The 14,616-nt window shown below is 37.4% G+C and carries 14 protein-coding genes; 12 read left to right on the top strand and 2 right to left on the bottom strand.

The window, feature by feature from the left end; all coding sequences use genetic code 11:
- Positions 1-43 precede the first annotated feature (43 nt).
- The 11 genes from DXD06_RS11185 (at position 44) to DXD06_RS11140 (ending at position 11,595) form a co-directional block, all read left to right on the top strand.
- Entirely contained in the window at positions 44-979 is a 936-nt protein-coding gene (locus DXD06_RS11185) for a capsular polysaccharide synthesis protein (protein WP_158569528.1), read from the top strand.
- An 18-nt stretch (positions 980-997) separates the two neighbouring features.
- Positions 998-2,182 carry a glycosyltransferase gene (locus DXD06_RS11180; RefSeq protein WP_117831871.1) on the top strand — a complete coding sequence of 395 codons (1,185 nt, stop codon included), beginning with the start codon at positions 998-1,000 and terminating at the stop codon, positions 2,180-2,182.
- A complete protein-coding gene (locus DXD06_RS11175) occupies positions 2,179-3,180 on the top strand; it encodes a GHMP family kinase ATP-binding protein (protein ID WP_117831869.1) in 1,002 nt (333 codons plus the stop codon). Before DXD06_RS11180 ends, DXD06_RS11175 begins: the two co-directional genes overlap by 4 nt.
- Before the next feature lie 4 nt (positions 3,181-3,184).
- Positions 3,185-4,516 carry a D-glycero-beta-D-manno-heptose 1,7-bisphosphate 7-phosphatase gene (gene gmhB, locus DXD06_RS11170; protein ID WP_117831866.1) on the top strand — a complete coding sequence of 444 codons (1,332 nt, stop codon included), beginning with the start codon at positions 3,185-3,187 and terminating at the stop codon, positions 4,514-4,516.
- A gap of 27 nt (positions 4,517-4,543) precedes the next feature.
- Positions 4,544-5,206, top strand: coding sequence for a D-sedoheptulose-7-phosphate isomerase (locus DXD06_RS11165; RefSeq protein WP_117831864.1), 663 nt, complete (start codon positions 4,544-4,546; stop codon positions 5,204-5,206).
- Position 5,207: 1 nt separating this feature from the next.
- Positions 5,208-5,744: a serine acetyltransferase gene (locus DXD06_RS11160; protein WP_117831862.1), complete on the top strand. Its 537-nt coding sequence runs from the start codon at positions 5,208-5,210 to the stop codon at positions 5,742-5,744.
- Between the two features lie 211 nt (positions 5,745-5,955).
- Positions 5,956-6,093: a hypothetical protein gene (locus DXD06_RS17135; RefSeq protein WP_158569527.1), complete on the top strand. Its 138-nt coding sequence runs from the start codon at positions 5,956-5,958 to the stop codon at positions 6,091-6,093.
- Between the two features lie 3 nt (positions 6,094-6,096).
- Positions 6,097-7,356 (top strand): O-antigen ligase family protein, encoded by a 1,260-nt coding sequence (locus tag DXD06_RS11155; protein WP_117831860.1) that lies wholly within the window; start codon positions 6,097-6,099, stop codon positions 7,354-7,356.
- A 4-nt stretch (positions 7,357-7,360) separates the two neighbouring features.
- Positions 7,361-8,821 (top strand): flippase, encoded by a 1,461-nt coding sequence (locus tag DXD06_RS11150; RefSeq protein WP_158569526.1) that lies wholly within the window; start codon positions 7,361-7,363, stop codon positions 8,819-8,821.
- 3 nt (positions 8,822-8,824) lie between these two features.
- Complete coding sequence (locus DXD06_RS11145; protein ID WP_117831856.1) at positions 8,825-10,744, top strand: HAD family hydrolase; 1,920 nt, start codon at positions 8,825-8,827, stop codon at positions 10,742-10,744.
- Positions 10,745-11,085: 341 nt separating this feature from the next.
- Positions 11,086-11,595: a hypothetical protein gene (locus DXD06_RS11140; RefSeq protein WP_117831854.1), complete on the top strand. Its 510-nt coding sequence runs from the start codon at positions 11,086-11,088 to the stop codon at positions 11,593-11,595.
- 52 nt (positions 11,596-11,647) lie between these two features.
- Here DXD06_RS11140 and DXD06_RS11135 read toward each other — a convergent pair whose 3' ends face one another.
- A complete protein-coding gene (locus DXD06_RS11135) occupies positions 11,648-12,184 on the bottom strand; it encodes a PD-(D/E)XK nuclease family transposase (protein ID WP_117831851.1) in 537 nt (178 codons plus the stop codon).
- 339 nt (positions 12,185-12,523) lie between these two features.
- Between DXD06_RS11135 and DXD06_RS11130 the strand changes: the two genes are divergently transcribed.
- Complete coding sequence (locus DXD06_RS11130) at positions 12,524-14,302, top strand: AbiH family protein (RefSeq protein ID WP_117831849.1); 1,779 nt, start codon at positions 12,524-12,526, stop codon at positions 14,300-14,302.
- 131 nt (positions 14,303-14,433) lie between these two features.
- Here DXD06_RS11130 and DXD06_RS17345 read toward each other — a convergent pair.
- Positions 14,434-14,616 (bottom strand): hypothetical protein (locus DXD06_RS17345; RefSeq protein WP_207661914.1); only part of this gene is annotated, 183 nt, incomplete at its 5' end.

Here is a 14,616-nt window from a genome sequence, read left to right as displayed (position 1 = left end):
AAGTAAAATAATGGGAGAAAGTGCTTCTTATAAGGAGGATACAGTGGATAAAATTCAGTATATGAAGGAATTTGGCGTAAATATATTCGCAATTAAATCTCTTAGAAGAGTGACTTTGAAAAGTAATTCTCGCATTGCGTGGAAGATCAATGAAATTAACGAAAGGTTGATTGAGAATTACTTGATAAGAACCGTTGAAACTGGAGAGTGCGAGAACGTTAAAATAAATTTGAAACCATTAAAGAGCAATATTGTAAACGAACCTATTTGGGTGATGTGGTACCAAGGAATAGAAAAAGCCCCAGATATCGTTAAGTGCTGCGTAGAAAGTATAAAAGAACATAGTGCAGGGCACCAGGTTATAGTTTTATCAGAAGAAAACCTTTATGACTATATTGAACTGCCGGATTTTATTATGGAAAAATTTTCGAGAGGGTATATATCACGCACACATTTGAGCGATATGATTCGACTCAACTTATTATATCTTTACGGTGGCGCTTGGTTGGATGCAACAGTACTTGTATCAAATGATATCCCAGAGGAGTATTTTAGGGAAGAATTATTCAGCTTGAATTTTGGAAAAAAGACAAAAGATCCTTCATATGGGCGATGGACGACATTCTGTTTTTTCGCAAAGAAAGGTAATTCATTGATTGAAAAAACATTGAAGTACCATTATTACTATTGGATGCATAAAAATCATCCGATAGATTATGTGATGTTCGATTATTTTATTAATTACATCTCTAGGCGCGATGCGGTTGCAGCTAAGCAAATTTCAGAAATTAAGCCAACAAATGAAAATGTTTTTGCATTAATGCATAGCATGAATGCTTCCTATGTGAATAATTCATCGTTGTTAATAGATACGAAGACGGTGTTTTCAAAGCTGTCATGGAAACATGAGTATGTGCTAGAAGTGAATGGAAAACAAACTGTATATGGATATTTAGTCGAGAAGTATCTGGGTAAATAAAATGATTGTAAAATACCGATGGAGAGGAATGAAAGAGATATGAGGGTGCTATATGTAACTGACTTTTATTACACTGATAGTAGTGGATCAAAAACATCTGCAAGGGTACACTATCAAACACTTCAGAATCTTTATGGAAGTGGAAATGTGGATTTGATTGCTCTTGTAGGAAAATCAAAACCTAATAACGTGAATAAGGAACACATCGTTATATCGAGTGTTCACAATAATATAACGCTATTATTGAACTGCTTACGTGGCTATCCGACTTATATTGATAAAAATTCAATACGAAAAATCCTAGGTATTATTTCTGAAACCAAACCAGACGTGATTTTTGTTGACAACTCTATTTATGGGAAAATGATTCGAAGAATCAAAATATCATATCCCAATATTTCAGTGTTGGCATATTATCATGATGTTAAGGCAAAGTTGGCGAGAGATTGGATGAAAAACGCTCCAATATATAAAAAACCAGTAATGCTCGCAATGTTGTCTAATGAAAAATTGACCGCTAAGTATGCAGATGTAAATTTTGTGCTTGGCGATAGGGAAGAAAAATTATTCATTAATGCATATGGAAAAAAGCCGGAAGCGCAGCTTAGTGTGTATATGGATATCAAATTGTCGGATGAGTTCTTTAGAAAAAATCCTAATAAAAAGAAGAAAATTCTGTTCTTTGGCGGTTATTATCTTCCAAATGTTCATGGTATCGATTGGTTTATAGATAAGGTTTATCCAAAATTACAGAGTGAGGCAGAAGTGATAGTGGCCGGTCGTGGAATGGACAAATTGAGAGAGAAACATTATCCAAATGGAGTCATGATCAAAGGATATATTGAGAGTATTGAAGAACTGTACCGTGATGCAGATATTGTGATTAGCCCGATATTTGAGGGCGGTGGAATGAAGGTTAAAGTTGCGGAAGCAATGGCATTTGGGAAAATTGTTGTGGGCTCGAATGAAAGCTATGAGGGGTATCAAGAGAAGATTCCAGAAAACTATTGGGATGTTTTATTCTATCGCGCTAATACTGCGGATGAGTTCGTAGCGAAAATTCATAAAGCACTTAATCTAAGCGATGATGAGCACCATTTTAATCCAAAAATTCGAGAACTATATGAAAGTGGTTTTTCTGAAAAATATGCTGAAAGGGTAATTTCTGAAATGATAAATAAATGTGTGGGAGAAAATAAATGATTATTACACAGACCCCGTTCCGAATGTCCTTTTTTGGGGGTGGAACAGATATGGAGAACTTTTTTAAGGAACATGGTGGTGCCGTCTTGTCTACCACATTTGATAAGTACTGCTATGTGAATGTGCGCCACTTACCACGGTTCTTTGATTATTCAACAGAACTGTCTTATTCCAAGACTGAACGCGTGACCTATATTGAGGATATTCAGCATCCTGCAATTCGTAATGCGATGAAGATGTTGGATATGCACGAAATTCGTCTTACATATGAAGCCGATCTTCCTGCGCGTTCTGGCTTAGGAACTTCAAGTTCTTTTGCAGTTGGAATGCTGAATGCTTTTTATGCGCTGAAAGGCAAATATGCCGACAAGAAAAAATTGGCTGATGAAGCAATTTATCTGGAACGAAATTTGTGTCAGGAAGCAGGTGGCTGGCAAGATCAGATTGCAGCATCGTTTGGTGGGTTTAATCGCATCAACTTCAATGCGGATGGCTATGAAGTTCTTCCTGTAATTATCTCTTCGGAGAGAAAAAAACAGCTTAACCAGAATTTGATGATGTTCTTTACTGGCTTTACTCGCTTTTCTTTCGATGTGCAAAAAGCAAATGCCGAAGGTAAAGTCGATAAAACGGCACAGTTAAAAGAAATGCTGTCGCTTGTGGATGATGCAGAAAAAGTCTTGACGGACAAAGAAAAGGATTTGGACGATTTTGGCAGAATGCTGGACCACACATGGAAGCTGAAACGCCAGATTGGATCTGCGGTGTCCACAAATAACATTGATGAACTTTATGCAAAGGGTATTGCTGCGGGCGCCTTGGGGGGAAAGCTACTGGGTGCTGGCGGTGGTGGTTTCCTTGTGTTCTATGTACAGCCGGAACGACAGGATGCTGTTCGGTGGGCGATGCGTGATTTGCTCTATATTCCGTTCAAATTTGAAGATGGTGGAACACGTGTAATCCATTATACACCGGAAGACTATACACCGAAGGATTAAAGGCATGAAAGTTGTGATTATGGCAGGCGGAAAAGGTACTCGTATTTCCTCTGTAGCGAGTGATATTCCTAAGCCGATGATAAAAATTGAAGGCATCCCCGTGTTGGAACGAGAGATCAAATGTCTGAAAGATCAGGGATTTTATGACATTATCATGACAGTAAGCTACCTGGGAAATATAATTATGGATTACTTTGGTGATGGTTCTGGGAATTCTCCAGCAACAGGCAAGCCGTTTGGCGTACATATTGAGTACTTTTTTGAAAAGGAACCACTTGGCAATGCTGGTGCGTTGTTCAAAATTAAGGATAAGTTGACATCAGATTTTCTCCTTCTGAATGCTGATGCGATGTTTGATGTGGATTTCAAACGTTTTGTCGCTTTTCATCAGAAACACGGTGGATTAGTTACACTTTTCACGCATCCGAATAGCCATCCCTATGACAGTGGACTGATTGTTACTGACAAGAATGATGCGGTTGAAAAATGGCTTGCAAAAGAAGATGAGCGTCCGCAGTATTACAGGAATCGTGTAAATGCTGGCTTGCATGTTATCAATTCTGAAGTATTGAAGCTTGTCAATATTGATGCCGACTTGGTAGGGAAGACTGGTGTGGATGGTAAGCCCATAAAGGTCGATTTGGACCGCCAGTTGTTAAAACCGCTAGCCGGAACAGGAAAGATGTTTTGCTATGATAGCCCTGAGTATGTCAAAGATATGGGCACTCCTGATCGGTACTATTCTGTATGTAAAGATTACAAGGAAGGAAGAATTTCAGCAAAAAATCTAAAACATAAGCAGAAAGCAATCTTCCTTGACAGGGATGGAACAATCAACAAGTATGTTGGATTCCTTAGAAGTATAGATGAGTTCGCGCTGATTGATGGTGTTGCTGAAGCGATTCGTAAAATCAATGAATCTGGCTATCTTGCTATTGTTGTGACAAATCAACCTGTTATAGCTCGCGGCGAAGTTTCCTTTGAAGAGTTGGAAGGAATTCACAACAAAATGGAAACACTTCTTGGAGAAAAGGGTGCGTATCTTGATGCGATTTATTACTGTCCGCATCATCCTCATAAGGGATATGAAGGAGAATGTCCGGAACTGAAGATTGAATGTGATTGTCGTAAACCGAAGCCTGGAATGTTATTCAAAGCGGCGGAGGATTTTAACATTGATTTGTCACAGTCATGGATGATTGGCGATGGTGAAAACGATGTTAAAGCTGGTATTAATGCTGGATGCAAGACGGTGTTTTTGAACGACAATGACGAAAATTATGGACAGACCGAAACAGTGAAGTCGTTGGGCGAATTTGTTAGCCGGCTGCTGTGAAGATTGGAGTTTGTGGAGGAAGAGAAAGTGAATGAGTTAAAAGAAAACATTGCGAAGCATGTTGAGATTCTCTGCGATAGATATCCGACATTAGAATCCGTTAAGAAAGAAATTATAGAAGCATACTATTTGCTTGCAGACTCATATAAAAATGGCGGCAAATTGTTGGTTGCTGGAAACGGTGGATCCGCTGCAGATGCAGAGCATATTGTTGGAGAATTGATGAAAGGCTTCAAACTCCCTAGAAAACCAGATTTGGATTTTGCAGATAAACTTATTAAGGAAAATGAAGAGCTTGGGGCTGTTTTGGCAGAAAACCTGCAAGGTGCACTTCCTGCTATTGCGCTGGATGGACATTCTGCATTGTCTACTGCGTACATGAATGATTGCGAACCGCTTCTGTGTTTTGCACAGCAGGTAAATGGCTATGGTAAAGCGGGAGATGTGTTTTTAGGCATTTCGACAAGTGGTAATAGTAAGAATGTGCTCTATGCGGCGACCACCGCACATGCAAAAGGCATGAAAGTAATCGGCCTTACTGGTGCAAAGAACAGTAAGTTGGGGCAAATGAGTGATGTGTGTATTAAAGTTCCGCAAACTGAAACTTATATGATTCAGGAACTGCATCTTCCGGTGTATCATTGTCTGTGTTTGATGCTTGAAGATGAATTTTTTGGGGAGGAGAAATAAAGTGATTAATAGCAAGCCTGAATACTACGAATATTTGGAAGCTGATAGGCAAGCAAATAAGAAGAAAAAAATCCATGCCCATCTGTTTGGGGATTATACGTATAATTATTTGAATCTGATGCGAAAATTAGAGTATTACACAAATTGCAAATCAGATATTATTTCAAAGATATATAGAAAATTCTTGAATGCCCGTTATAAGCAACTGAGTGTAAAAACAGGAATTCAAATTGGAATAAATAGTTTTGGTAAAGGTTTGGCATTATTTCATTATGGCTCTATTATTGTGAATGGTACAGCACAATTTGGAGAGTTTTGCGTGGTTCAGAGTGATGTTAATGTGAGTGCAGGCGTTCGTGGTGGGAATGAGGTTTATATTGCTCCAGGAGTAAAAATTCTTGAAAATGTTGCAATAGCGGATAATGTGATTATTGGAGCTAATGCAGTTGTATGCAAGGATATCGAGGAACCGCATACTTCATGGGGGGGGATACCCGCTAAAAAAATAAGCGAAAAAGGTTTTGAGTTTAAAATGTGAACATTTTTAACATTGGATGGCTGGTTGATCTCAAGGCTGAACAACTTTTAGGCAAAGTAGGCGTATTATATTAGATGATAACTGCATGGTAGGAGCGTAATCAAATTTAATACAGGGATGTTCTCTGGGCAAAATATAGTAATTGTGGCAGGAAGCATTGCGACAAAAGTTGTAGTAGGGAATGAGGTGTGGGCATTTAATAAGGTTTATTATGGCAACAGAAGATTATAAGAAAAAGCTGATTGAGTTAAATAAGACCTATCTGTCGATGAAAGTTGGAAGAATTGTTGTTCTACAAGGAACTGATAGAGATGGGGAAAAATATTTTTTAAGGGAAGGTGAAAGATGATAAATGAGTATTAGCGTAACAGATTTTGCTTGGATAGCGTTTGTAATATTATCAATATTAATGGGGGGCAGCATTGGACGCTCATATATGTGGCTAGTGGCTGGATGTATTATAGCATGGTTGTTGGTTTATAAAAAGGGAAAAGGTTTACATTTAAATAAACTAGTAAAGCAGTATAATTGTTTTGTAGTGTATGGTATAATAAATTCTTTTTTTTGTTTGGTTGCCACAGGGTTTAAATCAAATGTCTATATAAAAACTCAATTGATTGACATGCTGGTACTTGCTTTTGGGGCGTCATATCTGACGAGCTATTATGCAAATAGTGGTCATATAATTAAATGGGTAAAAAAGGCTAGTTGGATTCTAATGTTAGCTGGTGTGATTGAAGAAATAACACGATTCAACATTACAAAGTTTTTTGGAAATCAAGATTATGTAAATCAATATCTGGTATCGGAAGGACGAGTTATTTCTATCTTTAGTCATCCAATAGGTTATGCAATTGTCTTGACATTCTTTTTTGAGCTGGCATTATATTTCCCTTACAAATCAAAAAATAAGCAAAGCACATATATACTTTTGATTTTAATTAATTTATTGTGTACAAAAACTCGTATGGCAATGATTGCTATTGTGATTTCCACAATTATTTATTTGATAAAAAATGGTACGTTTAGGGCTTTGCTTAGTGGAAAAATAAACTACACGAAAAACTCTCTGATATATTTAGCAATTATTCTTTTGGTAGCGAGTGTATGCATGGGAATCTTTCACGATAAGATAATAATTTTTATTGACAGTATTGTTTATCGCATACTTCAAATGTTTACAGGAAGCGAACAGGGAATACGCCTTGGAGTGATAGCAAATTATTTTACTAGTCTTAGTGGAAATTCTGTTTTTGAGATTATATTTGGAAAAGGAACCGGATCTGCCTCTTTTTTTATGATAGAAAATCCTATATATTTTTGGAACACAATGGGCGATAAGGTGGCATGGTCGCAAACGACTGATAATATGTACATCACGATATTAATGAATTATGGTGTGTTCGGTTTCCTGCTCTTTTTGCAAATGATTATTTATGCAATAAAAAGAGTGATTTATACAACAGATAAGAATGTTTTGTTTGGATGTAGTGGATTAATTGCTCTTTTTTTTGAACTATTCTTTTTTGAAGGCTTGTATTGGCCAATTGTTATGAATATTATAGGTTTATATATGGTGTTTGTTACTACAGAAACAATGATTGGAGAATAACGGATTGGAGAAAAAGTCAGTAAAAATTAATGCCTTGTTTAGTTTGATACAATCGGTTTCGACGATTATTTTTCCGCTGATCACATTTCCATATATATCGCGTATTTTTGGCGTTGAACAGTTAGGGAAGTACAATTATGCTAAAAATTTCGTGGAGATATTTGCAACCATTGCGCTATTGGGAATTCCAACATATGGGCAGAGAGAGGGGGCTAAAGTTCGAGATAATCACAAAGAACTAAGCAATCTGATGAGCGAGTTGTTTAGTCTTAGTATGTTATCGAATACGATAGCAATGGTCGCATTATATTTGGCGACATTTGTTGTGAATACATTTCATTCATATGCCGTATTAATTGTGATTTTTAGCGTTACAATTCCTATGACAACAATTGGTATGAGTTGGCTCTTTGTTATTTTTGAGGATTATAATTTTACTGCTATATTGGGCATAATATTTAATCTTCTGTCTGTTGCAGCAATGTTTGTGTTTGTTCACAAAAGGACAGATATATATATATATGCTTTTATTACAGTAATTGCATCCAGTGGATCGAACATCATAAAATTTGTTTGTAGCAAAAAATATTGCGATATTAAATTGACATTCCACATCAATTTTAGAAAACATATGAAACCAATATTGCTTATGTTTTCTGCTTATATCTCTGTTATGATTTACAATAAGACAGATACTGCATTGTTGGGTGTCATGGGAACCGATTATAATGTGGGAATTTACAGTGTATCAACCAAAGTATATAATTTGGTAAAATCATGCTTGCTTGCATTGAGTAATGTTTTGCAAACAAGAGCAGTGATTCTTGCTGCGCAAGGGAATCAGAAGAAAAGTGATGAATTTCTGTCAAAGAGTTTTAATATGATGATGACGTTTGTGATTCCGTGTATGGTTGGAATGGCATTTATGAATAAAGATATTATCTTTTTTATTGCAGGAAAGGATTATCTTGAGGCAGGACCGTCTATGATAATTCTAAGTTGTTCTCTTTTCTTTGCTTTATTTTCAACAATGCATAGTAGTACAATTTTGATTCCTTATGGAAGAGAAAAGGTGACTTTGGATGGTGCTATCATCGGTGCAGTGGTGAATCTGCTTCTGAATTTTATCTTTATTCCAATATGGAAAGAAAATGGCGCAGCTTTAACAACATTGATTGCGGAAACGACCGTATTCTTGATTTATATTCATATTACAAAACAGTATTATACACATTTGAATGGCATTCGGACGATGGTGCAGTGCATTATCGGAAGTTGCGGTATAGTATTGGTGCTTTTTATGTTTAGAAATTTAGAAATCAATATTTTTATCAGAATATTTGTGAAGGTTGGAGTAAGTGTTATTGTTTATTTTGCATTGCAGATAGTAACCAAAAATCAGATTGTCATGGATACTCTTTATAATATTTTAAAGAAAGCTAAAGTAAAGGTGGGAAAGAAGTAAAAAATGCAACAATTAAGCATAGAGGAACTTTTGAAGGAAACTGAACGATTTAGGTATATTTCTATCGATTTATTCGATACGTTAATGTGCCGAGCCGTTTCTAAACCGGAATTGATATTTTATTTGGTGGAGCGAGAATACAACAAAAGAAATTCAAAGCGGGTTTGGGGATTTAGAAAGCGCAGAATCAAAGCGGAAGCATTAGCACGCAAGAAGGCACATTACAAAGAGGTTACGATCGAAAGCATATATGCTGAATTAGATTATTCACGTGAAATCTGCAATAAACTTGAGTGTATTGAAAAGTTTCTAGAGATGAGTACGTGTTCGGCAAATCAAGTTATGGTGGATTTTATGAACCAATGTCATATGCGTGGACAAAAAGTTGTTGTAACAACGGATATGTATCTTGATAGGGACACAATTGAGAGAATCTTGCAAAGAATAGGAGCAGAATATGACCGATTGTTTATATCTTGCGAGAGTGGGAAAACAAAATTATCAGGTGAACTGTTCGAAGTTGTTTTACATGACTTAAAAATTGAGTCGAATGATATTTGTCATATTGGTGACAATCAAAAAACTGATATAGAATCACCAAGAAGATACGGAATACAGTCTTTTGAGAGGTTGGCACATCGGAATAATATAGAACCTTATCTTTCAAAAAGAAATACTTTGGATACGGATATTTTAAATACATTTGTATGGAATCACTTAAGAACAATAGCGGATGAACACGAAAAAATACAGGCACGTATTGGGTACAGTGTTATTGGACCATTGCTCTTTGATTTTTGTTCCTGGTTGAAAAAAATAAGTCAAAAAGAGCAAGCCAATAGGATTGCGTTTGTGGCACGTGAGGGATATCTGATTAAATTGGTGTATGACATAATTTGTACTGAAGAGAATGCTAGTACAGAATATGTCAGGTTGAATAAAAATATGATTCGTTGGCCATCACTATACAAAAATCCAACAGTGAAACAATTTGAAGAGTTAATTCCGTATAGAGACGAGTATTCTGGTGAAGAACTTGCACGATTACTCTTTATATCACCAAGGTTTGTAACACAGTTATTGTTGGAAAATGAATTTCCAACAGGGTATGTGCAAAAATCGGATTTTAAGACTCTTGAATTTAAGACTGTTTTTAGCAAGATACTTGAACATGAAAAAAGCAAAATGCAGGAACAGTTTGTTTTTCTCGTAAGATATTTGAATCAAATCGAAGCCATAGATAAAAAAATATTATTTGTAAATAATAGCATTAACGGAAGTACGCAGCGAAGTATAGGGAGTTTGGTTGACAATAACATTATAGGCATACAATTTACAGCGTCACAAAAATGTCTACAAGAACTTGATTCATCAGTGAGAGTGTGGCTCGAAGATATTGGTGCAACAAACTATGAAAAACAAATGTTTGCACAATATTCTATTGTATTGGAACATCTTATGTTTGAAAACACTGGAACGGCACAATATTTATACGAAGAAGATAATATAGTAAAAGTAAAATATGAAATTGATGGAGTAGAAGAAAAAAATGCAGAAATCATTCAACCTATTCAGAAATATGCGCTTCAATTTGTGAGGGATTGGCAGGAATATGGAGTACCAAATATTGTTGAAGTTGGAACTGGATTTCATAGATACATGGAATTCCTATTAAATCCAAAGCGAGAAGATGCATTGCTGATAGGAAACATTATAGATTCTGACTATGATGGAATACGCAAGTTATTTGATGTGGGTGAGAATGAACGATTGACATATTATGAAGCAAAAAACTACAAAAAAATCAAATGGCAACATGGATACTATATGACTCAAGAAAATGGAAAACAATTAAAAGAGCTATTTGACATGGAAAAACGCATAAAGTGCATGGTTAAAAATTTTCAGGTGGGTAGAGAGTAATTGTTAATTATGATGGACATAGTTTGAGGTTGATAATCAGACGATTGGACAGCCGATTAGTCTCCAAAATAAATGTTATCATGGGAATCGCAAGAAAGCAAATGAAATCGACCCATTAAAGAATGATATGGTGTTGGTTAAATGAATAATCTGGTTCTAATTACTCCACCTGTCCGGTGCAAAGTGAGCCACTTCATCTACAATTGTTTTTGCTATGGCTAGGATATGAGATTGAACACATCTTATAAAGCCTGCTATCGCATCGCTGTGGCGGCAAGGGCTTGACAAGATATGCCCACTCTCATAAATAGTTATACAGTTTGTTTCGTGTGAAGGATGATTTGTATCATATTGCGGTTTCTTTGGTGGAAGAGGTTGGCTGTGAACCGAAGCAATTTAACGAGGAAGATTGGAGCTGCGGTGAATACGATGGCTCGTTTGGACCGGATGCAGATACGGCAGCGTTTATTAAAGAAATTAATTCATTTACCTGGATTTATCAAAATGCGCACGAACAAGAGCATACAGATGAGGAAGATGATATATTTTCAAAATATGAGTATCTTTTTCATAGTGATGGAGAGGTTCGGGAACCGATATTTAAAAGGGGATGGGAAGATTTTAGAAAGGCATGTTCCGAGGGGGCATATAGCCAAAAGAAATTGTGGGATTTCATGCGTTCGATTGTTTTAGGACCTGCGCAAAATATTGCGTATGGAACGATTCGTAAATTCCGTCAGGAAACGGATGATCCGATCGAGATTGCACAGCTCACAGAGCTGATGTATGAGATGGAGGCGAACGAGTACATGGAGTCTGTGGCGGAAAATTTACATAACAAATTGGATTAGGAAAAACAGGAACCGCCTCAGGTGATGACATGGGGCGGTTCGGTGCTACATATTATTTGTTTTGCTTAGCAAGGGCGGCTTCCAATTCAGCGATACGAGAGGCCTGTTGATTGATTTGCCAGGTTTGTTGGTCAATCTGCGAGGCCTGTTGGTCAATCCGAGAAGCTTGCTGATCAATGGTTTGCGTCAATTGTGAATTGGCTTCTTCCAGATAGCGAAGCTTATTGTTTTTTATGGTTTCCCAATAGGCGGCATCAGCGCGTGACTGTGCGCACTGGCGGGCTACTGCGTCTGAGTTGAGCTGATATAAGGAGTCCGCAGCTTTTTGCATTGTTTCATTATTTTTTGTGATCATACGCAAATCTTCCCATGTCTTTGTTTTGAAAAGTTTTGCCCAACGGTCAATTCCATAGTGCAGATCCTCTTCTGTGGCAAGATCGATGCGGCTTAGATCAATCACATGAATCGAAAATTTTTCACTGTACAGAGTTTTCGTTTTCACATTGAGAAGCTGATACAGTGCATTGAATTCCGGCATCTCTTTAAAGAGCGTAAAATTGTATGCTACCTTTCCTTTAGTATATATCATAAGGATTTATTTTCACACCCCCAAAAAGCAAAAATAAATCAGAATGATTTAAAATATTTAATTGTATTATCCATTGATAATTGAAAATGGTTCGTTATGATCTGGCAACCGAGTTGCTTGAAATGGATATATGTGTTGTGAACTCAGAATAGCGAATGACGGGGGGAAAGTCAAGAATTTTTTGAATATGAGGTAAACGATCCATAGTCCATACATAGAATGCCAGCAGCAAATTTGAGAAAATAGATTAAAATATTAAGATGGTCAAAAAAGTGTAGTCCCAAAAGGTTAGGATATACTTTTGAGACGGGCAGAGGAGGTTTTCAGTTAAGAACGCATATGAGAGATGTAGAAGTCACGTGTAAAAACTGTAATCAAATATTTGTAATAAGACAATCCGAGCAGGAATACTTTTCTGTGAGAAAGCGTCCTTTACCGAAGTATTGCCCGATATGCCGTAAGGTACACTATGCGAAACAAGCGCAGGAACGGAAACAGAAGGAGAATCAAGAATGGCAGAGGAAAAAGGCTGAGGATGTTAAGCGGTATTATAGTGCTCTTAAGGACTTGGAAGGGCAGTTTGACATCATTCCGTTGGAGCATGTAGTTCCGGATCCGAAGGAAAAAATTCTCTATATCATTGGAAATGGATTTGATCTGATGCATGGAGTGAGGTCAAGCTATTATGATTTTGGAAATACGATTGGGAAGCACAGTCATATTCGCTTTGTTTTAGAAAACTATCTTGAGTCTGATGACTTATGGGCCGATTTTGAAGGCGCTTTGGCAACAATGAACGTTGAAGCAATGAGTCAGCCATTTGTTCTGGATACGTTGTTGGATGCCATGGATGCTTATGATGAGGATGCGCAGGCTGCAGATTTTTTTGCCGCAGCTGAGATGGCAGCAGCACCGGCAACGGAGCTTTCGGTGGAATTGATGGATAGGTTTACGAAGTGGATTAATTCTTTACAGGTTTATACGGATTGTCGTCCGCTCAAAAGTATTATTCAGACAGGCGATTTTCTTGAACGGAAGTTTCTTGATTTTAATTATACAGAGTTCATAGAGAAATTATATGGAGTTCCGGAAAGTGATGTCTGTTACATACATGGATGTCGGAGAATGAACAAAGGAGCGCCAGCGGACAAGCTGGTTTTGGGACATCAACCGCAAGCAAGTGATTCACAATTTGACTTCGAGGAGAATTGGAAGGGAATTAATTTGTCCGGAAATCGTATGCAGATGATCTATGATGCGCAGCAAGTTGCTCTTCGAGAAATTGTAGAAGCGGATGATAGTTTGACGAAACATTGCGACAAAATTATTGATGCACATAAGAATTTCTTTGAAAGTCTTTCGGAAATTGATAAGGTTATTACGATAGGACATTCCTTGTATCCGGTGGATTGGGATTATTTTGCGGAGGTTATAAGGCAAAATAAAGATAGCAAGAGATTGCATTGGTATTTTGGATGTTTCGGGAATGGCGATTTGGAACGCATTCAGAATTTTATTCTGCGTTTTGATATATCTGCTGACAGAGTTCACATTTTCCGAACGGACACAATCTCCGTTACATTGAATCAGGAAAATGCTGGAGCGGTAAAAACGTCTGGACAGCAAAATAAATCGATAACCCCGGAAAAGCAGAGTGAACGAGAGAAGGTAATTGGAGTATCAGAAAATGGACGGTGGAGAGTGTGCACTTGTGGCAATATAGTCCAACTTAAAGATGATAAGGAAACGGTTATCTTGAGCAGAATATTTTCTCATGTTATGAATGGGGCAGTATTTGTGGATGACCAAATTTGTTTTTGGGTGATGCGTGGCATAGATAAAGGTGTTTTCTTTCTTCGCCAAATTGATGGAGAGTGGACTTACTTGGGAGAATTGGAAGGGATTCCGAATCAGGGAGTTATTACCAAGCGACTGCATAGAATTTTGATAGATGAAGGAAGAGCCGTGTTTGTGTACCAGAGCAGGGTGAGGGGGTATAGTCTGCTAGATGGTGCACTGGTGTCTAATATGGCGGTGCGTCATGCTCCGGAGCGGAGATATATGGGAAGGGATTTTACACAAAAGTTTCAAAGGATATATAAAGGGGATTTTTATTAAGTATGTAATTGACATCGACACCGGAAAGAGTAACTGGATTTATCAAAATGCGCACGAACAAGAGAATACAGCTCACAGAGCTGATGTATGAGATGGAGGCGAACGAGTACATGGAGTCTGTGGCGGAAAATTTACATAACAAATTGGATTAGGAAAAACAGGAACCGCCTCAGGTGATGACATGGGGCGGCATCAGCGCGTGACTGTGCGCACTGGCGGGCTACTGCGTTTGAGTTGAGCTGATATAAGGAGTCCGCAGCATTTTGCATTGTTTCATTATTTTTTGTGATCATACGCAAATCTTCCCATGTCTT

Origin of the sequence: Roseburia sp. TF10-5 (genome assembly GCF_003462365.1) — a bacterium.
Classification (GTDB): domain Bacteria; phylum Bacillota; class Clostridia; order Lachnospirales; family Lachnospiraceae; genus Roseburia; species Roseburia faecis.
This window is presented reverse-complemented; position numbering and strand designations above follow the sequence as displayed.

Excerpts from the sequence above, each read along its gene's own strand:
- DXD06_RS11180 (WP_117831871.1), top strand. The coding sequence starts at position 998 with ATGGAGAGGAATGAAAGAGATATGAGGGTGCTATATGTAACTGACTTT.
- DXD06_RS11175 (WP_117831869.1), top strand. The coding sequence starts at position 2,179 with ATGATTATTACACAGACCCCGTTCCGAATGTCCTTTTTTGGGGGTGGA.
- gmhB (WP_117831866.1), top strand. The coding sequence starts at position 3,185 with ATGAAAGTTGTGATTATGGCAGGCGGAAAAGGTACTCGTATTTCCTCT.
- DXD06_RS17135 (WP_158569527.1), top strand. The coding sequence starts at position 5,956 with ATGGCAACAGAAGATTATAAGAAAAAGCTGATTGAGTTAAATAAGACC.
- DXD06_RS11155 (WP_117831860.1), top strand. The coding sequence starts at position 6,097 with ATGAGTATTAGCGTAACAGATTTTGCTTGGATAGCGTTTGTAATATTA.
- DXD06_RS11145 (WP_117831856.1), top strand. The coding sequence starts at position 8,825 with ATGCAACAATTAAGCATAGAGGAACTTTTGAAGGAAACTGAACGATTT.
- DXD06_RS11135 (WP_117831851.1), bottom strand. The coding sequence starts at position 12,184 with ATGATATATACTAAAGGAAAGGTAGCATACAATTTTACGCTCTTTAAA.
- DXD06_RS11130 (WP_117831849.1), top strand. The coding sequence starts at position 12,524 with ATGAGAGATGTAGAAGTCACGTGTAAAAACTGTAATCAAATATTTGTA.